We start from the raw sequence: 24,737 nt of genomic DNA, 5'->3' as shown, positions 1-24,737 counted from the left end.
AGCTTCCTGCGGCCCTGGGCCACCGTCCGGGTCTTGCGGATCTCGAACATCGCACCCCTTGAGCTGGGGTGTTGCGACGACCACTAGAACTCAAGCTCAGGGAGCGGGGCCTTCGTCGCACACGTGTCCTCGGCGCCGGGGGTCAGCCCTTCCAGGCGCGGGCCACCCGGTCGTCCCGTACCTCGAAGTTCAGCCGCCCGGTCCGGTACTCCATGGTGATGATCGCTCCCGGCGGCAGCGACCGCACTGTCGACCACCCCCGCTGCCGAGCAAGCCGCTCGGCGTGCGCGGCGTCGAGGCCGACGTACCCGTCCGGACTGTCCTGGGGCTCCGCTGGCGGAGTGGGAATCGGTGCCATGCCGTCACGCTAGGCCGCATCCGGCGGTGACGGAAGCCGGGCACGGCCGGGTAAGAGAAAGGTCCGCCCCCGGTCACACTTCTGTCACAGCCGCCCGGCCCGTGTTTCACCCCCCTGACATCGACCGCGGCGGCAACGGGCGTCACACGTACGGGGGTTTCTGTACGGCTTACCGGGGTAATCGAACAAAATTCACGCGTGTCGGAGTGCCTCTCCGAATTACCCGGCGGAAAGTGCCGCAGTGGGGATCGGGGCGGGCCCGGGGCGCGATTCCCCCGGCAATCGACCGCGGCGTCCCGGCAGCTGACGCCGCATAGGAATTTCACGGATTCGGCACATATCCGCCGTACGCCGTCTGCCGGAGCCCACGGCCCCGCGAGCAACATGAGTCAGCTCGCGGGTACGCGTCCCGCGGGCTGCGGCGGGCCCGGGCGCGACGAGCGAAGGGGCGAGCGAGCGATGGGGACCGAGACCGTACGGGCGGCGGCACGACCGGTGCGGGGCGGCCGGCTGGTCGTCGACTGGCTCACCACCACCGACCACAAGAAGATCGGTCATCTCTACCTGATCACGGGGTTCGGCTTCTTCCTGGCCGGCGGGATCATGGCGCTGCTGATGCGCGCCGAACTGGCCCGGCCGGGACTTCAGCTCATGCGCAACGACCAGTACAACCAGCTGTTCACGCTGCACGGCACGATCATGCTGCTGCTGTTCGCGACCCCGAGCTTCGCCGGCTTCGCCAACGAGCTGATGCCGTTGCAGATCGGTGCCCCGGACGTGGCCTTCCCACGGCTGAACATGCTGTCGTACTGGCTGTTCGCGTTCGGCGGGCTGATCGTGCTGGGCTCCCTGCTGGTGCCGGACGGGCCGGCCGCCTTCGGCTGGTTCGCCTACGCGCCGCTCAACAACACGGCCCACTCCCCCGGCATCGGCCCGGACCTGTGGATCATGGGCCTGGCGCTGTCGGGCTTCGGGACGATCCTCGGCGCGGTCAACTTCATCACCACGATCATCGGGATGCGCGCGCCGGGTATGACGATGTTCCGGATGCCGATCTTCACCTGGAACACGCTGTTCACGTCGATCCTGGTCCTGCTGGCGTTCCCGGTGCTGGCGGCGGCGCTGCTGGTGCTGGAGGCGGACCGGCGCTTCGGCGCGAAGGTGTTCGAGGCGCCCGACGGCGGTGCGCTGCTGTGGCAGCACCTCTTCTGGTTCTTCGGGCACCCCGAGGTGTACATCATCGCGCTGCCGTTCTTCGGGATCATCACGGAGATCATTCCGGTGTTCAGCCGCAAGCCGATCTTCGGTTATCTGACGCTGGTCGGCGCGACCATGGCGATCACCGGTCTGTCGGTCGTGGTGTGGGCGCACCACATGTTCGCGACGGGTGCGGTGCTGCTGCCGTTCTTCTCCTTCATGTCGTTCCTGATCGCGGTGCCGACGGGCGTGAAGTTCTTCAACTGGACCGGCACGATGATCAAGGGCTCGCTGTCCTTCGAGACGCCGATGCTGTGGGCGCTGGGCTTCCTGGTGACGTTCCTGTTCGGCGGGCTGACCGGGGTGATCCTGGCGTCGCCGCCGATGGACTTCCACGTCACGGACTCGTACTTCGTGGTCGCGCACTTCCACTACGTCGTCTTCGGCACGGTCGTCTTCGCGATCTTCGGCGGTTTCTTCTTCTGGTGGCCGAAGTTCACCGGGAAGATGCTGGACGAGCGGCTCGGGAAGATCCAGTTCTGGACGTTGTTCGTGGGCTTCCACACCACGTTCCTGGTGCAGCACTGGCTGGGTGCCGAGGGCATGCCCCGCCGGTACGCCGACTACCTGGCGACCGACGGCTTCACCGCGCTCAACACGGTCTCCTCGATCGGCGCCTTCCTGCTCGGCCTGTCGACGCTGCCGTTCGTCTACAACGTCTGGAAGACCGCCAAGTACGGCGAGAAGGTCGAGACCGACGACCCGTGGGGCTACGGCCGTTCCCTGGAGTGGGCGACCTCCTGCCCGCCGCCCCGGCACAACTTCGTCACCCTGCCCCGGATCCGCTCGGAGTCCCCGGCGTTCGACCTGCACCACCCGGAGTACGCGGGCCAGGCTCCGCAGCCCGAGCCAAAGCGGCATCAAGCCGGTCCCGGATCCTCCTGACCGCGTCGGTCAGCCCGGCGGGCTCCAGCACCTCGAAGGGGAAGCCCAGCATCATGATGTGCACGACCATCACGTCCAGGTTCGCGGCCCCGCTGCGCAGGACGCACGCGTCCGCCCCGTCGGCCTCCAGCGTCCCGGCGGACGGCGAGACCCGCTCGGCGGCCTCGTGCAGCGGCACCAGGAGGCGGACGGCGGAGTGCGTGGCGTACGCGCGCGTGGAGACGCCCTTCGACACATAGGCGGCCAGGTCCTCGGCGGGCGGCTCGCGCGGGGTGAAACGCGGGCCGTGCGGGGGCTCGGGGGTGATGCGGTCGACGCGGAAGGTCCGCCAGTCCGCCCGGTCGACGTCCCAGGCGACCAGGTACCAGCGCCGCTCGGTGCACACCAGCCGGTACGGCTCGACGGTACGGCGGCTCGCCGTGCCCTCGTGGCTCTCGTAGGCGAAGCGCAGCCGCTCGGCGTCCCGGCACAGGTGGGCGAGTTCGGTGAGCAGGGCCGGGTCGACGGGGGACACCGGCGGACCGCCGCGCAGCATCGGCACGGTGAAGGCGTTGAGGGCGCTCACCCGGCGGCGCAGCCGGCTGGGCAGCACCTGCTCCAGCTTGGCGAGGGCGCGGACGGAGGTCTCGCCGATGCCCTCGATGCCGTGCCCGGCGGCGGTGCGCAGGCCCACGGCCACGGCGACGGCCTCGTCGTCGTCCAGCAGCAGCGGCGGGAGTTGGGCGCCCGCGCCCAGCTGGTAGCCGCCACCGGTGCCGGGGCTGGCGTTGACCGGGTAGCCCAGCTCGCGCAGCCGGTCCACGTCCCGGCGGACCGTGCGCGCCGTGACGCCGAGCCGTTCGGCGAGGTCGGCGCCGGACCACTCGCGGTGGGCCTGGAGCAGCGAGAGCAGGCGCAGCAGTCGTGCCGAGGTCTCCAACATGGGGCCGAGTGTGCCAGTCGATGCGGACAGCCGCTGTCCTCGTCGGGACAGCGGCTGTCTCACGCCGGACGACCGGCGCTCAGAGTGCCAGGCGCTGGCCGGGCACGATCAGGTCGGGGTCATCGCCGATGACGGCCTTGTTGACGGCGTAGATCCGCTGCCAGGTGGTCCCGTGCCGGGCCGCGACAGTGCTCAGCGTGTCGCCCTCGCGGACGGTGTAGTCCCCGCGGGACGCGCTGCGGTTGGTGTGGGCGGGGGCGCGTCGTGGCGTCTTCGCCGGTGCGGACTTCGTCGTCACGCCCTTCGCGGCGGTGCTGCCGGAAGAGCCCGTGGAAGCCGCAGCGGGTGCCGTCCCGGCGGCTCCGGCGCGGGTGGAGCAGACCGGCCAGGCGCCCCAGCCCTGGGCCTGCTGGACCTTGGTGGCGACGGCGATCTGCGCGCTCCTGGAGGCCTGGTCGGCCGTCGGGGCGTAGGCGGTGCCGCCGTACGCGCGCCAGGTGCCGGCGGAGAACTGGAGCCCGCCGTAGTAGCCGTTGCCGGTGTTGATGTGCCAGTTGCCGCCGCTCTCGCACTGGGCGATGCGGTCCCACACTCCGTTGTCCGCCGCGGCGGCGTTGCCGGTCGCGGCCAGCAGTCCCAGCGGGGCCAGCAGGGCGGCGCCGGCGAGCGCGGCCGTCGTACGGCCCTTGCGGGCACTGTCGGGACGGGCGGTGGTGCGGCTGGTATCGGCACACTCGGACATGTATTTCCCTCTCCACGAACCCGGGCTCCCCCGGACGGAGCGCGCCTCACCGCGGACGACCGCGGTGCCTCGCGCCCGTCCCGTCCGCCGCGGCCGGTGTCGGCGATCGTGCTCTGCCTGTGCCGGCCGGCGGACGTACCCGAGCGGTGCTCGTTGCACACGGCGGAGGAATGTAGGGAGGAGGAGCGGTCTGAATCAACCAACTGCCCGTCGTTCCAGGCCACTTCCTTGTTACCGCGAGTATCGGCGATTTTAGGTCACCTATTTCATCGCCTGATTTCATGATTTGTCGACCAGCAGTTCAAGCGATCTGTGACCCACTTCACCTGCTCAAGTCCCTTGGTCTCGCGAAGAGTTGACGGTGAGTGGCCGGCTCCGCGCCGAAGGTGACGCTGTGCGGTGGATGGTTCGAACCGGTACGACTCGGGGCGTGACTCCCACCACAGGACGTCCGTTGTCTTCTTCATGAGCCCGGAACCCCGGGGCTCATCGGCCGGGAGCCACCCGGCCGGACCCAGCACCGCATCCCGAGGGAGCCACCGTGCCGCGCATGCTCGACGTCAGCGACGCCGTACGCGCCGAGATCGGCGACGAAGAAGCCGACCGGCTGCTCGCCGGAGAGAACGCCCCGGGCAGTTACGACTGCACTTCCTGTCGCACCCCGGGCGACTCCGAGCAGGAGCGCACCAGCACCGTTCTGTTCGTCGGCGACGAGACCGCCGTCCTCGCCTTCGCCCATGCCGGCTGCCTGCCCTCGCAGGTCGTCCAGGTCACCGAGGAGCAGCTGCAGGGTGCCGTCCGTTCCATCGGCGGCACCGGCGGTGACTTCGCCGGCGCCGCCCCGCAGAACGCCGCGCCCGAGCAGGCGGTGCTCGGCGTGACGAGCGGACTCGTCCTCATCGAGGGCGAGTTGCACCCCGCGCTCGTCGTCGAGCCGACGTCGCCGATCGTACGCCCGGGCAACATCGGGGCCGGTGACGAGTTCCTCCCGCTGCTCATCGAGCAGGGCTATATGCCGGTGACCGCGGTGGCCGCGGTGCCGCCGGTGCTGCACGGCTGGTCGGTGCTGCTCGCCGTGGGCCAGCTGCACGCGGTGCTCCAGCCCGGTGTCAACGGTGGACATCCGGTCGCCTGGTGGCAGGCGCACCAGCCGCTGCAGGTGACGGACAGCTGGCGGGCGGCGGCCAACAAGCACCAGCAGGTGCTGATGTTCGCGGCGCCGGTGGGGTCGATCGGGCGGCAGCCCCGCGAGGATCTGCTGCGGGACGCGCTGGACAAGGCGGCCGCGAACGGCAAGCTGGTCGCCGCGGCACTTCCTCTTGCAGGTACCTGAGTTCGCCCACCGGGCGGGGCTGTGCGGAGTCCGGCGGCGGGTCCGTCGTGGTCCTTCGTGCGGTTCCCCCACGCCCCTGAGCCGGTGACCGCATCTCTTCGAGGTCCCGGTCGTTTGGACATACGTGCACGGATACGACACTCCCCCTCCCCGCCGGTCCTCCTACGCCTCCGTTCCGTCCGCCCGGGCGGGGCAGGAGGGTGCCGGTGGGCCCTCGGCCACGCCGATCTACGACTCGCTCTACGCGGAGTGGGTCAAGACCTTCCGCACGCTGCCGGGTGACCGCAGCGGTGAGGAGGGGCTGCGGTTCAGCGCCTTCGGGGACATCCCGGACGGTGTCGGGTCGTACGGCGGGCACCGGGCGGGGTCGTTCAGCAGCTCGTACAGCGCCTACAGCGCCGGGGCGTACAGCGCACGCCAGCAGACCCAGCCGCACTCGCAGTGGCAGCGGGTCGGCACGCTCGGGCGGCAGCACGACACCGGGATGCACCATGTCCCGGCGGCCCTGCCACCGGGACCGCGCCGGGGCGCGTGACGGACGAACGTGAAGGGCGGCCCCCGGAGCACCGGGGGCCGCCCTTCACGTCGTACGGCTGTTACTTCTTCTTGCCGCGCTTCTCGCGCACCCGCACCGAGATGTGGATCGGGGTGCCCTCGAAGCCGAACTCCTCGCGCAGCCGGCGCTCGATGAAGCGCCGGTAGCCCGCCTCGATGAAGCCGGAGGCGAAGAGCACGAACCGCGGGGGCTTGGTGCCGGCCTGGGTGCCGAAGAGGATACGCGGCTGCTTGCCGCCGCGCACCGGGTGCGGGTGGGCCGAGACCAGTTCGCCGAGGAAGGCGTTGAGGCGGCCGGTGGGGACGCGGGTCTCCCAGCCGGCGAGGGCGGTCTCGATCGCCGGGACCAGCTTCTCCATGTGCCGGCCGGTGCGGGCCGAGACGTTGACGCGGGGCGCCCAGACGACCTGGCCCAGCTCGGTCTCGATCTCCCGCTCCAGGTAGTAGCGGCGCTCCTCGTCCAGGGTGTCCCACTTGTTGAAGGCGAGGACGACCGCACGTCCCGCCTCGACGGCCATGGTGACGATGCGCTGGTCCTGGACCGAGATGCTCTCGGAGGCGTCGATCAGGATGACGGCGACCTCGGCCTTCTCCACGGCGGCCGCCGTGCGCAGCGAGGCGTAGTAGTCGGCGCCCTGCTGGAGGTGGACGCGCTTGCGGATGCCCGCCGTGTCGACGAACTTCCAGATCACACCGCCCAGTTCGATCAGCTCGTCGACCGGGTCGCGGGTGGTGCCCGCCAGCTCGTTGACGACGACGCGCTCCTCGCCGGCCACCTTGTTCAGCAGGGAGGACTTGCCGACGTTCGGGCGGCCGATGAGCGCGATGCGGCGGGGGCCGCCGACGGCGGTGCCGAAGGACTGCTCGGGGGCGTTCGGCAGGACCTCCAGGACGGCGTCGAGCATGTCGCCGGTGCCGCGGCCGTGCAGCGCGGAGACCGGGTGCGGCTCGCCGAGGCCGAGGCTCCACAGGTAGGCCGCGTCGGCCTCGCCGCTCGGGCCGTCGACCTTGTTGGCGCACAGCACGACCGGCTTGCCGGCCTTGCGCAGCAGCCGTACGACCGCCTCGTCGGTGTCGGTGGCACCGACCTTGGCGTCCACGACGAAGACGACCGCGTCGGCGGCCTCGATCGCGTACTCGGCCTGGGCGGCCACGGAGGCGTCGATACCGAGGACGTCCTGCTCCCAGCCACCGGTGTCGACGACCTTGAAGCGGCGGCCGGCCCACTCGGCCTCGTAGGTGACGCGGTCGCGGGTGACGCCCGGCTTGTCCTCGACGACCGCCTCGCGGCGGCCGATGATCCGGTTCACCAGGGTCGACTTGCCGACATTGGGACGGCCGACGACGGCGAGCACGGGCAGCGGACCGTGGCCCGCCGCCTCGATGGCGCCCTCGACGTCCTCGATGTCGAAGCCCTCTTCCGCGGCGAGCTCCATGAACTCCGCGTACTCGGCGTCGCCGAGAGCCCCGTGCTCGTACTCGTGCTCAACCGAGCCGTCGGGCTGGATGTCGTCGTTCATGAAGTGCGTACCTCGTAGTTCATTCGTGGTGGTCGGTGGATCGGTCCGGTTTTCTACCGGCCGATCCACTACTCAAGTGTCGCCCGGCGCCCGGTCAGGCGCCTGGCGTTTTCCAGGTGGCTGGTGAGCTGCTTCTGGATGCGCTCGGTCGCCTCGTCCAGCGCCTTGCGCGTACGCCGCCCGCTGCCGTCCCCCGCGTCGAAGGGGTCGCCGAAGACGACGTCGACACGGGAGCGCAGCGGGGGCAGCGCCTTTATCAACCGCCCGGGCCGCTCGGAGCTTCCCAGTACGGCGATGGGCACGATCGGCGCCCCGCCACGGACCGCGAAGTAGGCGAGCCCGGCGCGCAGGGAGGCGAAGTCGCCTTCGCCCCGGGTGCCCTCCGGGAAGATCCCCAGCACTCCCCCGGCCTCGAGCACGCCGAGGGCCTGGGTGATGGCGGCGCGGTCGGCGGAGGCGCGGTCCACCTTCAGCTGGCCGATGCCGGTCAGGAAGGGGTCCAGCGGGCCGATGAAGGCTTCCTTCTTGATCAGGAAGTGCGTCGGCCGGGGCGCCACGCCCATGACCATCGGGCCGTCGATGTTGTGGGAGTGGTTCACCGCGAAGATCACCGGGCCGGTCGCGGGCACCTTCCAGGCGCCGAGCACGCGCGGCCTCCACAGCCCGTACATCAAGCCGACGCCGATGCGCCGACCGACCTCTGCCCCCCGCTCCGAGGGGAGGGACGGCTGGGTCACTTCCCGGCCCGCTTCTCCTCGACCAGGGTGACGACGCACTCGATGACCTGGGCGAGGGTCAGCTCGGTGGTGTCCACCTCGACCGCGTCACCGGCCTTGGCGAGCGGCGAGGTCTTGCGGCTGGAGTCGGCCGCGTCCCGCTTGATCAGGGCCTCGCGGGTGGCGTGGAGGTCGGCGCCCTTGAGTTCGCCGCTGCGGCGGGCCGCACGTGCCTCCGGGGAGGCGGTGAGGAAGATCTTCAGGTCGGCGTCCGGCAGGACGGTCGTACCGATGTCCCGGCCCTCGACCACGATGCCGTTCTCCGCGCCGGTGGCCAGCGAGCGCTGCAGCTCGGTGATCCGGGCGCGCACCTCCGGCACCGCGCTGACCGCGCTGACCTTGGAGGTGACCTCCTGGGTCCGGATCGGGGCGGCCACGTCCACGCCGTCGACCGTGATGGTCGGGGCGGCCGGGTCGGTGCCGGAGACGATCTCCGGCTTGCCGGCGACGGCGGCGATGGCGGTCGGGTCCTCGAGGTCGATGCCGTTGGTCACCATCCACCAGGTGATCGCCCGGTACTGGGCACCGGTGTCCAGGTAGCTCAGGCCGAGCTGCGCGGCCACGGCCTTCGACGTGCTCGACTTGCCCGTGCCGGAGGGACCGTCGATCGCGACGATCACGGGCTTGGCGGTCGGGGCGGCGCCGTTTTCCACGGGAGGGCACCTTCCTGGTGAAGGGTGGTGGATGGGGTGGGAGCGCGAGGGCGCCCCGCACAAGGTTACTGGCTCGTGGGAGGCGCCCTCACCGGGCTTTACTGACGCAGGGCCCAGCCCCGCTCGCGCAGCGCCTCCTTCAAGGCCGCCGTCGCCTTCGGCTCGACCATGAGCTGCACCAGACCGGCCTGCTGCCCCGTCGCATGCTCGATGCGGACGTCCTCGATGTTGACCCCGGCCCGTCCCGCGTCCGCGAAGATGCGGGCCAGCTGGCCGGGCTGGTCGTCGATGAGCACGACGACGGTCTCGTACAGGCGCGGCGCGGTGCCGTGCTTGCCGGGTACCCGCACCTGGCCCGCGTTCCCGCGGCGCAGCACGTCCTCGATGCCGGCGGTGCCCGCGCGCCGCTTGGCGTCGTCGGAGGACTGCAGGGCGCGCAGGGCCTCGACGGTCTCGCCCAGGTCGGCGGCGACGTCGGAGAGCAGGTCGGCGACCGGGCCCGGGTTCGCGGACAGGATGTCGATCCACATACGCGGGTCGGAGGCGGCGATCCGGGTCACGTCCCGGATGCCCTGTCCGCACAGCCGTACGGCCGCCTCCTCGGCGTGCTCCAGGCGCGCGGCGACCATGCTGGACACCAGGTGGGGCATGTGGGAGACCAGGGCCACGGCGCGGTCGTGGGCGTCGGCGTCCATGACGACCGGGACGGCCCTGCAGTGCGAGACCAGCTCCAGGGCGAGGTTCAGCACCTCGGTGTCGGTGTCCCGGGTGGGGGTGAGCACCCACGGGCGGCCCTCGAAGAGGTCGCCGGTCGCGGCCAGCGGGCCGGACTTCTCCCGGCCGGACATGGGGTGGGTGCCGATGTAGGCGGTGAGGTCCAGGCCGAGCGCCTCCAGCTCGCGGCGCGGGCCGCCCTTGACGCTGGCCACGTCCAGGTAGCCGCGGGCCACACCCCGGCGCATGGCGTCGGCGAGCACGCCGGCCACGTGCGCGGGCGGGGCGGCCACGAGCGCCAGGTCGACGGGGCCGTCGGGGGCCTCGTCGGTGCCGGCGCCCAGCGCGGCGGCCGTACGGGCCTGCCCGGGATCGTGGTCGGCGAGGTGGACGGTGACCCCGCGCTGGACGAGGGCGAGGGCGGCGGAGGTACCGATCAGGCCGGTTCCGATGACGAGTGCGGTTCTCACTGGGCGATGTCCTTGCGCAGGGCGGCCGCGGCGCCGAGGTAGACGTGGGCGATGTCGGCGCGGGGCCGGTCCGACTCGATGTGCGCGAGGACCCTCACGACCCGGGGCATGGCGCCCTCGACGTCGAGCTCCTGGGCGCAGATCAGGGGTACGTCGGCGATGCCGAGCTTGCGGGCGGCGGCGGCCGGGAAGTCGCTGTGCAGGTCGGGGGTGGCCGTGAACCAGATGCTGATCAGGGCGTCGGCGGTCAGCCCGTTCCGCTCCAGGATGGCGGTGAGCAGCGCTCCGACCTGCTCGTCCATGTGTCCGGCCTCGTCCTGTTCCAGTTGGACGGCCCCCCGGACCGCTCGTACCGCCACGGCGCTGCTCCTCGCTGACATGTGTGTCTGTGCTGGCCCGTCCAGCGTAGTCAGCCCGCGCGGGCGGGGCGCGCGGCGCCCGATCACTGAGACGATGCGAACGTACCGGTATCCACCGGTTCGACCCCCTGCCTTCTCATGTGTACGGAGTGGTGACATGACCCAGCCCGCGACGCGGCGCACGGTTCTGGCGACGGGCGCGGCTGCGCTCGCCGCGGGATGCGTGGGATGCGGCGGCAGCAACGGCAAGAGTTCCTCGGCGTCCTCCGCCCCGGCCTCCACCGCCCCGGCCTCCTCCGCCCCGCCGTCCACCGCCCCGCCGTCCACCGCCTCGGCCTCCCAAGGGCAGGAGCTGGCGAAGACCGGTGACATCCCGGAGGGCGGCGGCAAGGTCTTCAAGGGCCGGAAGGTCGTGGTGACCCAGCCGAAGAAGGGGGAGTTCAAGGCGTTCTCGGCGATCTGCACGCACGAGGGCTGCACGGTGAACCAGGTGGCGGACGGCACCATCGACTGCCCCTGCCACGGCAGCAGGTTCCACATCGCCGACGGCTCGGTGGCGCACGGCCCGGCGGCCAAGCCGCTGCCCGCCAAGACGATCAAGGTGGAGGGAAATTCGATCCGTCTGGTGTGAGGCGCCCGCGTACGCTCCGGGGCATGCAGCCCGAGCACCTGGTGCGCGACCACACGATCTACGCCTGTGTCATGGGTTCCCGGGCCTTCGGCCTGGCGACGGACACGAGCGACACCGACCGGCGGGGGGTGTTCCTCGCCCCCACTCCCCTCTTCTGGCGGTTCGAGAAGCCGCCGACGCATGTGGAAGGGCCTGGCGAGGAGCGGTTCTCCTGGGAGCTGGAGCGGTTCTGCGAGCTGGCACTGCGCGGCAACCCGAACATCCTGGAGTGCCTGCACTCCCCGCTCGTGGAGCACCTGGACGACACCGGCCGGGAGCTGCTGTCCCTGCGCGGCGCCTTCCTCTCCCGGCAGGTCCACGGCACCTTCACCCGCTACGCCCTCGGTCAGCGCAAGAAGCTCGACGCGGACGTCCGTACGACGGGCGCCCCGCGCTGGAAGCACGCGATGCATCTGCTGCGGCTGCTGACGAGCGCCCGTGACCTGCTGCGCACCGGGGGGCTGTGCATCGACGTGTCCGACCGGCGGGAGGGCCTGCTCGCGGTGAAGCGCGGCGAGGTGTCGTGGGCGGAGGTCGAGGCGTGGATGGACCGGCTGGCGGCCGAGACCGAAAAGGCCCTGCGGGGCACCCCGCTGCCGCCGGAACCGGACCACCCGCGCGTGGCGGACTTCCTCTTCCGGGTGCGCCGCTCCTCAGCTTTGCAGGCGCAGCCGTACGACCAGGTCGTGCAGGGCGTCGGACACGGTGGGCGCGTCGGGGAGGGCTGAGGCGGCCTGTGCCTCGTCGAGCAGCGCGTGCAGCCGCTCCACGTCGGCCTCCACGCGCGCGTGGTCGACCGCGGCCGCCCCGTGCTCCCGCTCCGCCTTGGCGGCTATCAGCTCGGGCAGATAACCGGGAGCGTCCACCGTGTCCAGCAGGGTGGGCAGATGGGCCTGGACCTCGCCGCTGCGCATGAGGTGGACGCCGGTGAGCAGCACCCGGAACGTGTAGAGCAGCGGCTTGAGTTCGCCGGTCTTCTCGAACAGCCGCCACTGGGTGACCGCGAATCCGCGGTAGTGGTGGGCGTGGTGACCGGTGAGGACGCCCGGCACGAGCGACGCCAGTTCCCGGTGCGCCTCGGTGCTGTGCACGACCAGCGGAGAGAGCAGCTGTTCCAGCACGTAGCCGTTGCGGCGGAGCATCAGCCGTACGAACTTGCGCACGTCGTGGGTGACGAGGTCCAGCTCGACACCGAACCGCACCCAGGCCCGCGACCGGGTCTCCTCCGGGTCACGCAGCCCGACGAGGTCGGCCGCCGGCAGCAGATGGACGCCCCGCAGGTCCACGTCCGAGTCCTGCGAGGGGAAGCCGTACAGGTGGGCTCCGGAGACGGTCGCGAACAGCACGGGGTCGGGCTGTTCCGCGACCACGGGCGCGAGGTCGGTGCCGAGGTCTTCGATCATGGGCCTAAGCGTCCCAGAGCGCCCCCAGGGCCAACAGGTCATCCCGGTACTCGATCCGCTCGGTCCAGTCGGCGGGCCAGGCGTCCGCGCCCAGCCAGGCGCCCGCGAAGGCGCCGGTGAGGCAGGCGATCGAGTCCGAGTCGCCGGCGGAGCAGGCGGCCCGGCGCAGGGCGGTGACCGGCTCGTCCGGAAAGAGCAGGAAGCACAGCAGCCCGGTGGCGAAGGCCTCCTCGGCGATCCAGCCCTCCCCGGTGGCCAGGCACGGGTCCGTCTCCGGGGAGACGGTCCGCACGGCCTCCTGGAGGCGGTCGAGGATCTCCAGGCACTCGTCCCAGCCGCGGGCGATGAAGTGCTCGGGGCTGGGGTCCTGGGAGCGGGTCCACAGGTCGCCGAGCCAGGTGTGGTCGTAGTGGGTGCGGTGGTCCAGCGCGTAGGAGCGCAACCGGCCGACCAGGCCCGCCGGGTCGACGCCCCGGGCGAGCAGGTGGACGGCGCGGGCGGTGAGGTCGGAGGCGGCCAGCGCGGTGGGGTGGCCGTGGGTGAGCGCGGACTGCAACTGGGCGGCTCCGGCGCGCTGTTCGTCGTCGAGGCCGGGGGCGAGCCCGATGGGGGCGACGCGCATGTTGGCGCCGCAGCCCTTGGAACCGAGCTGGCTGGCGTCCTGCCAGAGCCGTCCCTCTTCCTTGAGCAGGCCGCACGCGGTCAGGCAGGTGCGGCCCGGGGCGCGGTTGTTCTCCGGCGACTGGTACCAGTCCACGAACTCCTCGCGCAGCGGCCGCGCCAGCCGCCGCGGCGTGAGGTGGCCGCGCTCCAGGGCCGTCCGCAGCGCCCGCCCGAGGGCGAGGGTCATCTGCGTGTCGTCGGAGACGAGGGCCTGCCGCGGCAGCTCCGTCTCCCGCCATGGACCGGACCTCGCCAGGATCGACGGCACGTCGTGGAACTCGGCCGGGTAGCCGAGGGCGTCCCCGAGGGCGAGGCCGAGCAGCGTTCCGGTTGCGGCACGTGTGGACACGCGATCACCATCCCCTTTATCGTCACCTTGACAATAAAGGGGATGGTGATCGGCCGCAAGGCCGTATCCGCGGACGCTGCCGCGAAAGTCCTAGAGATCGACTTCCTTCATCAGCATGCCGACCTCCGTGTTCGACAGGCGCCGCAGCCAGCCGGACTTCTGGTCGCCCAGGGTGATCGGACCGAAGGCGACGCGCACCAGCTTGTCGACCGGGAAGCCGGCCTCGGCGAGCATGCGGCGCACGATGTGCTTGCGGCCCTCGTGCAGGGTCACCTCGACCAGGTAGTTCTTGCCGGTCTGCTCCACGACGCGGAAGTGGTCCGCGCGCGCGTAACCGTCCTCCAGCTGGATGCCGTCCTTCAGGCGCTTGCCGAGGTCACGCGGGATCGGGCCGACGATGTGCGCGAGGTAGGTCTTCTTCACGCCGTACTTCGGGTGCGTGAGGCGGTGCGCCAGCTCGCCGTGGTTGGTGAGCAGGATGACGCCCTCGGTCTCGGTGTCCAGCCGGCCGACGTGGAAGAGCCGCGTCTCCCGGTTGGTGACGTAGTCCCCGAGGCACTGACGGCCGTCCGGGTCCTCCATGGTGGAGACCACACCGGCGGGCTTGTTCAGCGAGAAGAACTGGTACGACTGGGTCGCGACCGTCAGGCCGTCGACCTTGACCTCGTCCCTCTCGGGGTCCACGCGGCGGCCCTGCTCGAGCACGATCTCGCCGTTGATCTCGACCCGGGCCTGCTCGATCAGCTCCTCGCAGGCCCGCCGGGAGCCGTAGCCCGCGCGCGCGAGGACCTTCTGCAGCCGCTCGCCCTCCTGCTCGGCGCCCGGGAAGGTCTTGGGCAGCTTGACGTCCTCCTTGCCCGCGTACCGCTCCCGGTTGCGCTCCTCGACCCGCGTCTCGTACTCACGGGAGCGCGCGGGAGCCGTACGGCCGCCCTGCTGGGGCTTCTTCGGGCCGCCCTTGGCACCGCCCCGCGCGGCACCGCCGCGTCCGGCCTTGGGGCCGTCCTTGGTGGCGCCGGGGCCCACGTCGTAGCGGCGCTCCTCGGGGCGGGGCTTGCTGGGACGGCCCTGCCCCTGCTTGTCGTCCCTCTTGTTGCCGGCACCGCGGTAGTTCCCGCGTCCGCCACCGCTCTTGCCGCTGCCGCTGCTTCGCATCAAAGTTCCGTCTTAGTCGTCTGCGTCGTCTGCGCCGGGCGCGTCGGGCGCGTCCGGGTCGAACGACGGGACCGCCTCCTGGGTCTCGGCCTCGATCGCCTCCGCCTCGGGGAGGAAGGGCGCGAGTTCCGGAAGCTCGTCCAGGCCACGCAGGCCCATCCGCTCCAGGAAGTAGTTCGTCGTCCTGTACAGGATCGCACCTGTTTCGGGTTCCGCGCCCGCCTCCTCGACCAGACCTCGCTGCAGGAGGGTGCGCATGACGCCGTCGCAGTTGACTCCGCGCACGGCGGAGACCCGGCTGCGGCTGACCGGCTGGCGGTAGGCGACGACCGCCAGGGTCTCCAGCGCCGCCTGGGTGAGGCGGGCCGTCTGGCCGTCCAGGACGAGCCGCTCGACGGCGGGCGCGTACCCGGCACGGGTGTAGAAGCGCCAGCCGCCCGCGACGAAACGCAGCTCGAAACCGCGGCCCTGCACGGTGTACTCGTCGGCCAGCTCACGCAGCGCGTCCGCGATCTGCCGCGCGGGCCGTTCCAGGATCCTGGCCAGGTGCTCCTCGGTCGCGGGCTCGTCCACGACCATGAGCACCGCCTCCAGGGCGGGCTTGAGGTCGAGGCCGGCGACGGTGTGCGGCCCCGCGAGCGGTTCCGCTGTCTCCTCGCTCATGGCTTCTTCTCCTCCTTGGGCTCCTCGGGCGGCCGGTCGAACTCGTCGGTGACCATCGGTGCCGCGTCCGTGTCCCCGCCCGTCCAGCGCACGGTCAGCTCCCCGAGCGCGGCCTCCTGCTCCAGGGCGACGGCCTTCTCGCGGTAAAGCTCCAGCAGGGCGAGGAACCGCGCCACGACGGTCAGGGTGTCGTCGGTGTCCTCGACGAGAACCCGGAAGCTCGCCTCGCCCAGCTCCTTCAGCCGTGCCACCACGATCCCCGCCTGCTCCTGGACGCTGACCAGCGGGGCGTGGATGTGGTCGACGTAGACCTGCGGCTTGGCCCTGGGCTGCATCGCCTTGACCGCGAGCCTGGCGAAGCCCTCGGGGCCGATGCTGATGACGACCTCGGGCAGCAGCTCGGCGTGCTCGGGTTCCAGGCCGACGGTCCGGGGCCGGCGGCCGGCCTCCTCCTCGAGGCGCTCGTTGAAGATGTCCGCGATCCGCTTGTAGGCGCGGTACTGCAGCAGTCGCGCGAACAGCAGGTCCCGCGCCTCCAGCAGCGCCAGGTCGGCCTCGTCCTCGACCTCGGCGGCGGGCAGCAGCCGGGCCGCCTTCAGGTCGAGCAGGGTGGCGGCCACGACCAGGAACTCGGTCGTCTGGTCCAGGTCCCAGTCCGGCCCCATGGCCCGGATGTGCGCCATGAACTCGTCGGTGACCTTCGACAGAGCGACCTCGGTGACGTCCAGCCGGTGCCTGGAGATCAGCTGGAGGAGGAGGTCGAAGGGGCCTTCGAAGTTGGCGAGGCGGACCTTGAAGACGCCGTCGGAGGGGGCCGGGCCGGCGGCGGGCGCCGCGGGCCGCGGCGCCGCTGCGAAGGAGCCGGGCTTCCGCTCCGGCTTCGCTACGACGGGGCCGGCTTCCGTGAGCACGATCCCGGGAACCGCGGGCTCGGGGACCTCCGGCTCGGGTTCCGGCCCCGACTCGGGAACCTGCACCGGCTCCGCGGCCACCGCCTCGGGGACCTGCACCGCCTCGGGGACCTGCACCGGCTCCGCGGCCGGCTCGACCGGCGGAGCCGCCTGCGGAGCCCCCGGCCCCCGCCCCAGCGCACGCCGACGACCGGCGCCGGCGCCGGGTGGGGGAACGTCGTTCGAGGTCATGGCCCCCGCAGGCTACCGCTACCGCCCGCGCAGCCGTCGTACGAGGATGCTCGCGTCCCCACGGGACTCCAGGTCGGCCAGGACCACGGCCACCGCCTCGCGGACGATCCGCCCGCGGTCGACGGCGAGACCGTGCTCGCCGCGAAGCACGAGACGGGCGTGCTCCAGGTCCATCAGCTCCTCGGCCGACACGTAGACCGTGATCTTCTCGTCGTGGCGTTCGCGTCCGCTGGGCCGCCGGGACGCCGCCCGCCCGCGCTTGCGCGACTGCGCGGCGGCAGAACCTTCCTGCACCTCCTGCCGGCGGGCCGGGCGGCTGCGGGACTCGCCGGCCGCGGCCTGCTCGGCGTCCGCCGCGGCATGCTCCGCGCCCTCTCCGTCACCGCTCTGGACGGGCACCGACTGCGGTGCGTCCTCGGCGGCGGCCACCTCGTCGCTCTCCCCCGCGGGAGCCGGCACCCGGGCCTCACCGTTGGTCCCGCGCCGGGGACTGGACGGCTGGAGCGCCATCCCCCCTGTCGTACGGAACAGTTCGTCGGCCCCGGGCAGACTCACTCGGCGTGACACCGGGCGAGCACCTCCCTGGCGAGCTGGCGGTAGGCGGCGGCACCGACGGAGTTGGAGGCGTAGGTGGTGATCGGCTCACCGGCGACCGTGGTCTCCGGGAAGCGGACCGTGCGCCCGATGACCGTGTGGTAGACGTGGTCGTCGAACGCCTCGACGACCCGCGCGAGCACCTCACGGCTGTGCACGGTGCGCGAGTCGTACATCGTGGCGAGGATGCCGTCCAGTTCCAGCTCGGGGTTGAGCCGCTCCTGGACCTTCTCGATGGTCTCGGTCAGCAGGGCCACACCGCGCAGGGCGAAGAACTCGCACTCCAGCGGCACGATCACCTTGTGAGCGGCCGTCAGCGCGTTGACCGTGAGCAGGCCGAGCGAGGGCTGACAGTCGATCACGATGTAGTCGTAGTCGTCCATCAGCGGCTTGAGCGCACGCTGCAGCGTCGACTCGCGGGCGACCTCGGAGACCAGCTGGACCTCGGCGGCCGACAGGTCGATGTTGGAGGGCAGCAGGTCCATGTTGGGGACCGCCGTCTTGAGGAGCACCTCGTCCGCGGACATGCCCCGCTCCATGAGCAGGTTGTAGACGGTGAGGTCCAGCTCCATGGGGTTGACGCCGAGACCGACCGACAGCGCGCCCTGCGGGTCGAAGTCCACGAGCAGCACGCGCCGGCCGTACTCCGCGAGCGCGGCACCCAGGTTGATGGTCGACGTCGTCTTGCCGACGCCGCCCTTCTGGTTGCACATCGCGATGATCTTCGCGGGGCCGTGGTCGGTCAGCGGGCCCGGGATCGGGAAGTACGGCAGCGGGCGTCCGGTCGGACCGATGCGCTCACGGCGCTGGCGGGCCGCGTCGGGCGCCAGCGTGGCCGCGTACTCCGGATCGGGCTCGTACTCGGCGTCGGGGTCGTAGAAGTGCCCCTCGGGCAGTTCGTCGTAGTCGGCGAAGTGGTTGTGGGGCGCGCCACTTCCGTCGCCGGCCATGGCGTTCACGTGATGGCCATCCATGCTCTGGTGTGCTGTCCGGGCCGCCAGCGGCCGCGGACTCTGGTGGGCTGCGAAGGTGCGCACAGCTACGGAGCCGACAGCCTCGAATCCCGTGGAGCCCTGGCCCCGTACCGGCATTCCTGGTTGACCACCCCCGGGAGAAAATGTCGACTCATTCACAAGTCGTCTTACCTCCTTGGTGACCAGGAAACTTCTAGACAAGGTCAGCGTGGCACCATGCCGACGGTTGGCGACTCTATGGCGTGTCGGCGGTCCGCAGCAACACAATCCGCCGGACCCGGCAGGATGTGTCGGCAATGAAACATCTCGCTGTCAAGGGCGTGCGGCCGTCGCACAGCAGGTTTCACCGGTGTGCGAATCGGTCGAAGGGTTACGTTCGAGGCGAGTTGACCGAGAGTCGCGAAGTGACCATACACACATCCGGCCGGACCTTGTCGGGCAAGGTCCGGCCGGGTGCGCGATGTTGACGAGCCGTGTTGACGAATCGCCTTCTATCTGTGGGCGACTTAGCGACCCACCAGGTCACAGGGGTCAGCCGAGCAGCGAGGCCAGCTCGACGTGCTCCAGGCCGTGGGCCTCGGCGACCTCCTTGTAAACGACCTTGCCGTCATGGGTGTTGAGACCCTTGGCGAGCGCGGCGTCGCGGCGCAGCGCCTCCACCCAGCCGTTGTTGGCGAGCGAGACGATGTACGGCAGCGTGGCGTTGGTGAGGGCGTTGGTGGAGGTGTTCGGCACCGCGCCCGGCATGTTGGCGACGCAGTAGAAGACCGAGTTGTGCACGCGGAAGGTCGGCTCGGCGTGCGTGGTGGGACGGGAGTCCTCGAAGCAGCCGCCCTGGTCGATCGCGATGTCGACAAGAACACTTCCGGGCTTCATCCGGGACACCAGCTCGTTGGTGACCAGCTTCGGGGCCTTGGCGCCCGGGATGAGGACCGCGCCGATGATGAGGTCGGCGTCGAGGACGGCCTTCTCCAGCTCGAAGGAGTTGGACATGATCGCCTTGACCTTCGTACCGAAGATCTTGTCGGCCTCGCGCAGCTTGTTGATGTCGCGGTCGAGCAGGGTCACGTCGAAGCCCATGCCGACGGCGACCTGGGTGGCGTTCCAGCCGGAGACGCCGCCGCCGATGACCACGGCCTTGGCCGGGGTCACACCCGGGACACCGCCCGGCAGCACGCCACGGCCGCCGGCCGCGCGCATCAGGTGGTAGGCGCCGACCTGCGGGGCCAGGCGGCCCGCGACCTCGGACATCGGGGCGAGCAGCGGCAGCGCGCGGTTCGGCAGCTCCACCGTCTCGTAGGCGATGGCCGTGGTGCCGGACTCGATGAGCGCGTCCGTGCACTCCTTGGAAGCGGCCAGGTGCAGGTAGGTGAAGAGGGTCTGGTCCTTGCGGAGGCGGTGGTACTCCTCCGCGATGGGCTCCTTGACCTTCAGCAGCAGGTCGGCGGTGGCCCACACCTCGTCGGCGGTGTCGAGGAGGGCGCCACCGGCGGCGACGTACTCCTCGTCCGTGATCGAGGAGCCGAGGCCGGCGCCCCGCTCGATGACGACCTGGTGGCCGTTGCGCACCAGCTCGTGCACACCGGCGGGGGTGATGGCCACCCGGAACTCGTTGTTCTTGACCTCGCGGGGGATGCCGACCTTCACGTCGATCACGGTCCTTGGCTCAGAGGGTATGGGGGGTGCTTTGCATGACATACCCAGGCATGCATGGCACACCGGGAGACACCGCAGGAGAACGTGCGGCAGAGCCAGTCTAATGAAGGCGTTGTGGCTGTCTAGCCTTCCATTGCATCAATCTTCGTTGGATGCACTACGGATTTCGCAGGCGCTAACGTCCTGTTCCGGCCTTTCGTCGCTCTCCGGTGGCTCCTCATCCAGCATGCGCTCGGCCGCCGCCCGGTGCAGGTGGGCCGACGCGGGGTCGCCGAGGCGCTCCAAAGTGTCGGCCAGCCGCAGCTGCAGCGCGGCCTGCAAGCGGACGTCCTCGGCGCGCCGCGCCCACTCCACCGCCTCCTGGCAGGTGCGCAGCGACTCCTCGGGCCGCCCGGCGTACTCCTGCACCCGGGCCAGTTCGCTCAACGCCCGGGCGTGGGCGGCGACATCGCCGCTCTTGCGGTAGCCGGCGACGGCGGCCCGCCAGTTCCTGAGCGCCTCTCCGTAGCGGGCGGCGTAGGTGTGGGCGGTGGCGATCCGGCCGTACAGCCGGGCGGCCTGTTCGCGCTCGCCGCGGGCCAGCCGCTCGGCGAGGGCCCGGCCGAACCAGTCGGCGGCCCGGTCGTAGTCGCCTAGCTCCTGGTACGCGCCGCCTACGGATTCCATCGCGCGGCCGGTCGCGTACGGGTCGTTCGCCTCGCGTCCGGCGTCCAGCGCGGCCCGGTAGCGGGCCAGCGCGGCCCGGGTGCGGCCGGTCTGCGCGTCCAGATCGCCCAGGTTCAGCAGGGCCGCGGCCTTCTCGCGGGGCAGCCCACGGCGCTCGGCGACGTCCAGGACGAGGCCGTGGACGCCGTACAGATCGGGAGCGGCGGCCTGGGTGCCGACATGGGCCACGATGGCCCTGACCAGCTGGGACAGCAGCCGCCTGGCCAGGGTGTCCAGCTCTCCGTCGGCCACCGCGACCCGCGCGGACGCCAGCAGGGCGGGTCGCCGGATGCGCAGCCAGTCGGCGGCGGCCCTCGGGCTCGGGAAGCGCACCTCGCGGGGCATGGCGCTCAGCTTCTCCCGGGCCTGCGGGCTGTCCGTCTCGGTGATCGCCCGGCAGGACTGCAGCAGCCGTACCGTCCGCTCCAGCATCCGGGCCCGGGCCAGCTGCAACTCCGCGGGCCGCTCCTGGCTCTCGGCGAGGGCGCGCAGGAGGGGGTGCAGGCAGCCGGGGACGTCGTACTGGGGCAGCGGGGAGTCCATCGCGCGCAGCAGGCCGAGGGCGACGAGGTCGTCCAGGACGGCGCGGGCGGCATCGACCGAGCAGCCGGCGAGGGAGGAGGCGGTGTGCGGGTCGACCAGGCCGGCCGGGGCGAGGGAGAGCAGTCGCAGCATCCGGGCGGCCGAGCCGGGCAGCTGGGCGTACACGAGCCGCAGGACGCGGGCCAGCGGGGTGCCGTCGGTGCCGTCGTCGGCGGCGGCGTGCAGCCGTTTGGCCAGGTCGGATACGGCGGCCTGGGGGCGCGCGGCGAGCCAGCCGCCGGCCAGGACCAGTGCGGCCGGGTGGCCCTGGCAGGCCTCGGCCAGGCTCTCCGCGGAGCGCGGGTCGACGGTGACCCGGACCGAGCCGGTGAAACCGGTGAGCAGTTCCACCGCGGACTTGGTGTCGAGACCGCCCAGGGTGCAGGGGCGGACATCGGCGATACCGGTGAGCGGGCCGCCGGAGACTGCCACCACCAGGCAGTCGGGGGCCTCCGGGAGCAGCGCGTCGACCTGGTCGGCGCCGGCCGCGTCGTCCAGCAGGAGCAGTGCCCGCCGGTCGGCCAGGGCCGTGCGCAGCGCCGCCGTCAGATCGTCCTCGGCGGCCCCGGCGGGGGCGGGCAGCTCCAGCGCGGCCAGCAGCTCCCGGGCGGTGCGCTCGACCGGGACCGGGGTGCCGTCGGGTTCGCTGAGCCGGGCCCGCAGCACCCCGTCGGGGTAACGCTCGGCAACCTGCCGGACGAGTTCCTCGGCGAGCGTGGTCCGGCCCGAACCGGGGCGGCCGGCGATGAGCAGAACGCGCGCGCGGGGCGCCTTGCGGCCCGAGAGGGTGTCCAGGCCCGCGCGCTCGATGTCGGCGCGCAGCTCCTTCAACTCCCGCGTACGGCCCAGGAAATGACCGTTCGCGACCGGGTGCGCGGACAGCCGCGCATCGTCTGTGTCCACCGCCTGATCCGTCACGGGCCACACTCCCGTCCCACCGCACGCGCAAGCCCGCCGGATCTTCCGGTACGGGCGTTTCCAGAGCCTAGTTCACGCTCTGCGACGTTCCGTGAGGAGCGCGGCGGACACATCGCCCGATCGGATCAGGCGATGGTCACATCAGTACGCCGGACGAGTGGGGTCAGGACGCGAACGGGCGCGCCGGCCACGGCGCGCCGGCCGGCCGCAGGGCGTCCAGCCCGTCCCCGCCGCGGGCGGCGACCAGCGACAGGACACCGACCACCAGGCAGTTGTTGTGCACGTCACCGGCCAGCACCCGGCGCACCAGCTCGTCGACCGGCACCCGGGCGTGCTCCATGTCGGTCTCCTCGTGCTCCGCCTCGAAGCGCTCCCCGTCGGCCTCGGACAGATCACGGGCGAGGAAGATCCGTACGGCCTCGTCGCAGCCGCCGGGGGTGGTGTACACGTCGGTGAGCACGCGCCAGTCCTCGGCCTTGACGTGCGCCTCCTCGTACAGCTCCCGCTGGGCCGCGTGCAGCGGGTTCTCGCCGGGCACGTCGAGCAGGCCGGCCGGGATCTCCCACAGCTTGTGCCGGACGGGGTGGCGGTACTGGTTGATCAGCAGGACCCGGTCCTCCTCGTCCAGGGCGAGGACGGCGACCGAGCCGGGGTGCACCTGGTAGTCGCGGCGCACCACGGAGCCGTCGGGCATGACCACGTCGTCCGTACGGACGGAGGTCTTGTTCCCCCTGAAGGGGGTCTCCGTCGCCCGGATCTCCCACTCCTCCGGGGTGTCCTTGATCGTCATGCCCTGTCCTCCCACACGCAGGTAGAAATCCGGCCGCTACGAAAGCCGGGGTGCCCACCTTTGAAGGTATGCACCCCGGCCACCGTACAACTGGTGTGTTACTTGGAATTCTGCCGCTCGACGGCGGCCTTCACGAGGCCGGCGAACAGCGGGTGCGGACGGGTCGGACGCGAGCGCAGCTCCGGGTGCGCCTGCGTGGCGACCAGGTAGGGGTGCACGTCACGCGGGTACTCGACGTACTCGACGAGCTTGCCGTCCGGGGAGGTGCCGGAGAACAGGATGTTCGCCTTCTTCTCCAGCTCGGCGCGGTAGGCGTTGTTCACCTCGTAGCGGTGGCGGTGCCGCTCCTCGACGTACTCCTTGTCGTCGTACACCTCGCGGACGATGGAGCCCTCGGCCAGCTTCGCCGGGTACATGCCGAGCCGCATGGTGCCGCCCATGTCGCCCTCACCGGCGACGATGTCCATCTGCTCGGCCATGGTCGAGATGACCGGGTGGCCGGTGGCCGGGTCGAACTCGGTGGAGTTGGCATCCGGGATGTCGGCCAGGTTCCGCGCGGCCTCGATCACGATGCACTGCAGGCCCAGGCAGAGGCCGAGCAGCGGGATCCTGTTCTCGCGGGCGTAGCGGATGGCGCCGACCTTGCCGAGCACACCGCGGTCGCCGAAGCCGCCCGGGATGCAGATGCCGTCGACGTCGGCGAGCTGCGCCTTGGCGCCGGCCGGGGTCTTGCAGTCGTCGGAGGTGACCCACTTGATCTTGACGCGGGCCTTGTTGGCGAAGCCGCCGGCGCGCAGCGCCTCGGTGACCGAGAGGTAGGCGTCGGGCAGGTCGATGTACTTGCCGACCAGGGCGAGGGTGATCTCGTGGTCGGGGTTGTGGACGCGGTCGAGCAGGTCGTCCCAGGTCGTCCAGTCCACGTCCCGGAAGGGCAGGTCCAGCTTGCGCACCACGTAGGCGTCCAGGCCCTCGGTGTGCACGACCTTCGGGATGTCGTAGATCGAGCGAGCGTCCGGGCAGGCGACGACGGCGGCCTCGTCGACGTCGCACATGAGGGAGATCTTGCGCTTGATCGCTGTCGGCACCTCGCGGTCGCAGCGGAGCACGATCGCGTCTGGCTGGATACCGATGTTCCGCAGCGCGGCGACGGAGTGCTGGGTCGGCTTGGTCTTCAGCTCACCGGACGGACCGATGTACGGAAGGAGCGAGATGTGCACCACGAAGACGTTGTCCCGGCCGACCTCGTGCCGGACCTGGCGGACCGTCTCCAGGAACGGCAGCGACTCGATGTCGCCGACGGTGCCGCCGACCTCGGTGATCACGACGTCGACCTCGTCCGTCGCCATGCGCCGGATGCGGTGCTTGATCTCGTTGGTGATGTGCGGGATGACCTGCACGGTGTCGCCCAGGTACTCGCCGCGGCGCTCCTTGGCGATCACCGTGTTGTAGACCTGCCCGGTGGTGACGTTGGCCGAGCCGTCCAGGTCGCGGTCGAGGAAGCGCTCGTAGTGGCCGATGTCCAGGTCGGTCTCGGCGCCGTCGTTGGTGACGAACACCTCACCGTGCTGGAAGGGGTTCATCGTGCCCGGGTCGACGTTCAGGTACGGGTCGAGCTTCTGCATCACGACACGCAGGCCGCGGGCCTTGAGCAGCATGCCCAGGCTGGAGGCGGTGAGGCCCTTGCCGAGCGAGGAGGCGACACCCCCGGTGACGAAGATGTGCTTGGTCGTCGTGGCTGTGCTCGATCGAAAGGCGGGGGGCGGCATGGCCAAGAGGGGGCTCCCGTGGTCGCTGTCTGTCGTGCGGTACGGCTTCGGCCCGGACGCTTCCGGGGGTGCCGTCGCTGCGGTTCGGGGGTTTTTCTCCCACCGGTCCACGGGCTACCAGCGTATCAGCGCCTGGAGGAGATGGCTTCCGGCCACCCTGCGC

At 71.3% G+C, this 24,737-nt stretch carries 24 protein-coding genes; 5 read left to right on the top strand and 19 right to left on the bottom strand.

Annotation, left to right across the window (positions count from 1 at the left end; translation table 11 throughout):
- Window positions 1-142: 142 nt before the first annotated feature.
- Entirely contained in the window at window positions 143-358 is a 216-nt protein-coding gene (locus AC07C1_RS37680; protein ID WP_478946645.1) for an I78 family peptidase inhibitor, read from the bottom strand.
- A 459-nt stretch (window positions 359-817) separates the two neighbouring features.
- On the opposite strand from AC07C1_RS37680, the gene ctaD reads away from it, so the two are divergent.
- Window positions 818-2,500, top strand: a complete 1,683-nt coding sequence (gene ctaD / locus AC07C1_RS37675) for an aa3-type cytochrome oxidase subunit I (protein ID WP_478946644.1) — start codon at window positions 818-820, stop codon at window positions 2,498-2,500.
- On the opposite strand, the gene AC07C1_RS37670 is transcribed toward ctaD, so the two are convergent.
- Both AC07C1_RS37670 and AC07C1_RS37665 read right to left on the bottom strand, forming a co-directional pair.
- Entirely contained in the window at window positions 2,382-3,422 is a 1,041-nt protein-coding gene (locus AC07C1_RS37670) for a helix-turn-helix transcriptional regulator (RefSeq protein ID WP_478946642.1), read from the bottom strand. The genes ctaD and AC07C1_RS37670 overlap by 119 nt on opposite strands.
- Before the next feature lie 79 nt (window positions 3,423-3,501).
- Complete coding sequence (locus AC07C1_RS37665) at window positions 3,502-4,164, bottom strand: transglycosylase family protein (RefSeq protein WP_478946640.1); 663 nt, start codon at window positions 4,162-4,164, stop codon at window positions 3,502-3,504.
- A 541-nt stretch (window positions 4,165-4,705) separates the two neighbouring features.
- Here AC07C1_RS37665 and AC07C1_RS37660 point away from each other — a divergent pair.
- Together AC07C1_RS37660 and AC07C1_RS37655 are read left to right on the top strand one after the other, a co-directional pair.
- Window positions 4,706-5,497 carry a hypothetical protein gene (locus tag AC07C1_RS37660; protein WP_478946638.1) on the top strand — a complete coding sequence of 264 codons (792 nt, stop codon included), beginning with the start codon at window positions 4,706-4,708 and terminating at the stop codon, window positions 5,495-5,497.
- Window positions 5,498-5,621: 124 nt separating this feature from the next.
- Window positions 5,622-6,032: a hypothetical protein gene (locus AC07C1_RS37655; protein ID WP_478946636.1), complete on the top strand. Its 411-nt coding sequence runs from the start codon at window positions 5,622-5,624 to the stop codon at window positions 6,030-6,032.
- Between the two features lie 61 nt (window positions 6,033-6,093).
- On the opposite strand, the gene der is transcribed toward AC07C1_RS37655, so the two are convergent.
- The 5 genes from der to aroH all read right to left on the bottom strand — a co-directional run bounded on the left by der (window position 6,094) and on the right by aroH (window position 10,544).
- On the bottom strand, window positions 6,094-7,572 hold the full coding sequence (der, locus tag AC07C1_RS37650) for a ribosome biogenesis GTPase Der (RefSeq protein WP_478946634.1): 1,479 nt from the start codon (window positions 7,570-7,572) through the stop codon (window positions 6,094-6,096).
- Between the two features lie 68 nt (window positions 7,573-7,640).
- The gene (locus tag AC07C1_RS37645; RefSeq protein ID WP_478946649.1) at window positions 7,641-8,243 is read right to left on the bottom strand and encodes a lysophospholipid acyltransferase family protein; all 603 of its coding nucleotides are present in this window, start codon (window positions 8,241-8,243) and stop codon (window positions 7,641-7,643) included.
- Window positions 8,244-8,305: 62 nt separating this feature from the next.
- A complete protein-coding gene (cmk, locus tag AC07C1_RS37640) occupies window positions 8,306-9,001 on the bottom strand; it encodes a (d)CMP kinase (protein ID WP_478946632.1) in 696 nt (231 codons plus the stop codon).
- Window positions 9,002-9,099: 98 nt separating this feature from the next.
- Window positions 9,100-10,185 carry a prephenate dehydrogenase gene (locus AC07C1_RS37635; RefSeq protein ID WP_478946630.1) on the bottom strand — a complete coding sequence of 362 codons (1,086 nt, stop codon included), beginning with the start codon at window positions 10,183-10,185 and terminating at the stop codon, window positions 9,100-9,102.
- Window positions 10,182-10,544, bottom strand: coding sequence for a chorismate mutase (aroH, locus tag AC07C1_RS37630; protein WP_478946628.1), 363 nt, complete (start codon window positions 10,542-10,544; stop codon window positions 10,182-10,184). The genes AC07C1_RS37635 and aroH overlap by 4 nt, the downstream gene beginning before the upstream one ends.
- Window positions 10,545-10,701: 157 nt before the next feature.
- On the opposite strand from aroH, the gene AC07C1_RS37625 reads away from it, so the two are divergent.
- Entirely contained in the window at window positions 10,702-11,175 is a 474-nt protein-coding gene (locus AC07C1_RS37625) for a Rieske (2Fe-2S) protein (protein WP_478946626.1), read from the top strand.
- A gap of 23 nt (window positions 11,176-11,198) precedes the next feature.
- On the top strand, window positions 11,199-11,942 hold the full coding sequence (locus AC07C1_RS37620; RefSeq protein WP_478946624.1) for a nucleotidyltransferase domain-containing protein: 744 nt from the start codon (window positions 11,199-11,201) through the stop codon (window positions 11,940-11,942).
- Here the strand turns inward: AC07C1_RS37620 and AC07C1_RS37615 are convergent.
- The 11 genes from AC07C1_RS37615 to AC07C1_RS37565 form a co-directional block, all read right to left on the bottom strand.
- Window positions 11,868-12,617, bottom strand: a complete 750-nt coding sequence (locus tag AC07C1_RS37615; RefSeq protein ID WP_478946622.1) for a nucleotidyltransferase domain-containing protein — start codon at window positions 12,615-12,617, stop codon at window positions 11,868-11,870. The two genes, AC07C1_RS37620 and AC07C1_RS37615, sit on opposite strands and share 75 nt — an antisense overlap.
- A gap of 4 nt (window positions 12,618-12,621) precedes the next feature.
- Complete coding sequence (locus tag AC07C1_RS37610; protein WP_478946620.1) at window positions 12,622-13,629, bottom strand: ADP-ribosylglycohydrolase family protein; 1,008 nt, start codon at window positions 13,627-13,629, stop codon at window positions 12,622-12,624.
- A gap of 90 nt (window positions 13,630-13,719) precedes the next feature.
- Complete coding sequence (locus tag AC07C1_RS37605; RefSeq protein WP_478946618.1) at window positions 13,720-14,784, bottom strand: pseudouridine synthase; 1,065 nt, start codon at window positions 14,782-14,784, stop codon at window positions 13,720-13,722.
- 12 nt (window positions 14,785-14,796) lie between these two features.
- A complete protein-coding gene (gene scpB / locus AC07C1_RS37600) occupies window positions 14,797-15,447 on the bottom strand; it encodes an SMC-Scp complex subunit ScpB (protein WP_478946616.1) in 651 nt (216 codons plus the stop codon).
- Window positions 15,444-16,589 (bottom strand): segregation and condensation protein A, encoded by a 1,146-nt coding sequence (locus AC07C1_RS37595; RefSeq protein ID WP_478946614.1) that lies wholly within the window; start codon window positions 16,587-16,589, stop codon window positions 15,444-15,446. Before AC07C1_RS37595 ends, scpB begins: the two co-directional genes overlap by 4 nt.
- Before the next feature lie 18 nt (window positions 16,590-16,607).
- The gene (locus AC07C1_RS37590) at window positions 16,608-17,156 is read right to left on the bottom strand and encodes a hypothetical protein (protein WP_478946612.1); all 549 of its coding nucleotides are present in this window, start codon (window positions 17,154-17,156) and stop codon (window positions 16,608-16,610) included.
- A complete protein-coding gene (locus AC07C1_RS37585; RefSeq protein ID WP_478946610.1) occupies window positions 17,141-18,274 on the bottom strand; it encodes a ParA family protein in 1,134 nt (377 codons plus the stop codon). The genes AC07C1_RS37590 and AC07C1_RS37585 overlap by 16 nt, the downstream gene beginning before the upstream one ends.
- A 414-nt stretch (window positions 18,275-18,688) precedes the next feature.
- On the bottom strand, window positions 18,689-19,813 hold the full coding sequence (gene ald / locus AC07C1_RS37580) for an alanine dehydrogenase (RefSeq protein ID WP_478946608.1): 1,125 nt from the start codon (window positions 19,811-19,813) through the stop codon (window positions 18,689-18,691).
- Window positions 19,814-19,951: 138 nt separating this feature from the next.
- Window positions 19,952-22,018 (bottom strand): tetratricopeptide repeat protein, encoded by a 2,067-nt coding sequence (locus AC07C1_RS37575; protein ID WP_478946606.1) that lies wholly within the window; start codon window positions 22,016-22,018, stop codon window positions 19,952-19,954.
- A gap of 163 nt (window positions 22,019-22,181) precedes the next feature.
- Window positions 22,182-22,808: an NUDIX domain-containing protein gene (locus AC07C1_RS37570; RefSeq protein WP_478946604.1), complete on the bottom strand. Its 627-nt coding sequence runs from the start codon at window positions 22,806-22,808 to the stop codon at window positions 22,182-22,184.
- Between the two features lie 98 nt (window positions 22,809-22,906).
- Window positions 22,907-24,574, bottom strand: coding sequence for a CTP synthase (locus AC07C1_RS37565; RefSeq protein ID WP_478946648.1), 1,668 nt, complete (start codon window positions 24,572-24,574; stop codon window positions 22,907-22,909).
- Between the last annotated feature and the right edge of the window lie 163 nt (window positions 24,575-24,737).

This window comes from Streptomyces sp. NPDC045022 (genome assembly GCF_056432605.1).
The sequence above is the reverse complement of the archived record's forward strand: the minus strand, read 5'-3'. Positions and strand labels throughout refer to the sequence as shown.

Coding starts and splice junctions, on each gene's coding strand:
- AC07C1_RS37680 (WP_478946645.1), bottom strand. CDS start 358: ATGGCACCGATTCCCACTCCGCCAGCGGAGCCCCAGGACAGTCCGGAC.
- ctaD (WP_478946644.1), top strand. CDS start 818: ATGGGGACCGAGACCGTACGGGCGGCGGCACGACCGGTGCGGGGCGGC.
- AC07C1_RS37670 (WP_478946642.1), bottom strand. CDS start 3,422: ATGTTGGAGACCTCGGCACGACTGCTGCGCCTGCTCTCGCTGCTCCAG.
- AC07C1_RS37665 (WP_478946640.1), bottom strand. CDS start 4,164: ATGTCCGAGTGTGCCGATACCAGCCGCACCACCGCCCGTCCCGACAGT.
- der (WP_478946634.1), bottom strand. CDS start 7,572: ATGAACGACGACATCCAGCCCGACGGCTCGGTTGAGCACGAGTACGAG.
- AC07C1_RS37645 (WP_478946649.1), bottom strand. CDS start 8,243: ATGTACGGGCTGTGGAGGCCGCGCGTGCTCGGCGCCTGGAAGGTGCCC.
- AC07C1_RS37625 (WP_478946626.1), top strand. CDS start 10,702: ATGACCCAGCCCGCGACGCGGCGCACGGTTCTGGCGACGGGCGCGGCT.
- AC07C1_RS37620 (WP_478946624.1), top strand. CDS start 11,199: ATGCAGCCCGAGCACCTGGTGCGCGACCACACGATCTACGCCTGTGTC.
- AC07C1_RS37615 (WP_478946622.1), bottom strand. CDS start 12,617: ATGATCGAAGACCTCGGCACCGACCTCGCGCCCGTGGTCGCGGAACAG.
- AC07C1_RS37605 (WP_478946618.1), bottom strand. CDS start 14,784: ATGCGAAGCAGCGGCAGCGGCAAGAGCGGTGGCGGACGCGGGAACTAC.
- scpB (WP_478946616.1), bottom strand. CDS start 15,447: ATGAGCGAGGAGACAGCGGAACCGCTCGCGGGGCCGCACACCGTCGCC.
- AC07C1_RS37595 (WP_478946614.1), bottom strand. CDS start 16,589: ATGACCTCGAACGACGTTCCCCCACCCGGCGCCGGCGCCGGTCGTCGG.
- AC07C1_RS37585 (WP_478946610.1), bottom strand. CDS start 18,274: ATGCCGGTACGGGGCCAGGGCTCCACGGGATTCGAGGCTGTCGGCTCC.
- AC07C1_RS37570 (WP_478946604.1), bottom strand. CDS start 22,808: ATGACGATCAAGGACACCCCGGAGGAGTGGGAGATCCGGGCGACGGAG.
- AC07C1_RS37565 (WP_478946648.1), bottom strand. CDS start 24,574: ATGCCGCCCCCCGCCTTTCGATCGAGCACAGCCACGACGACCAAGCAC.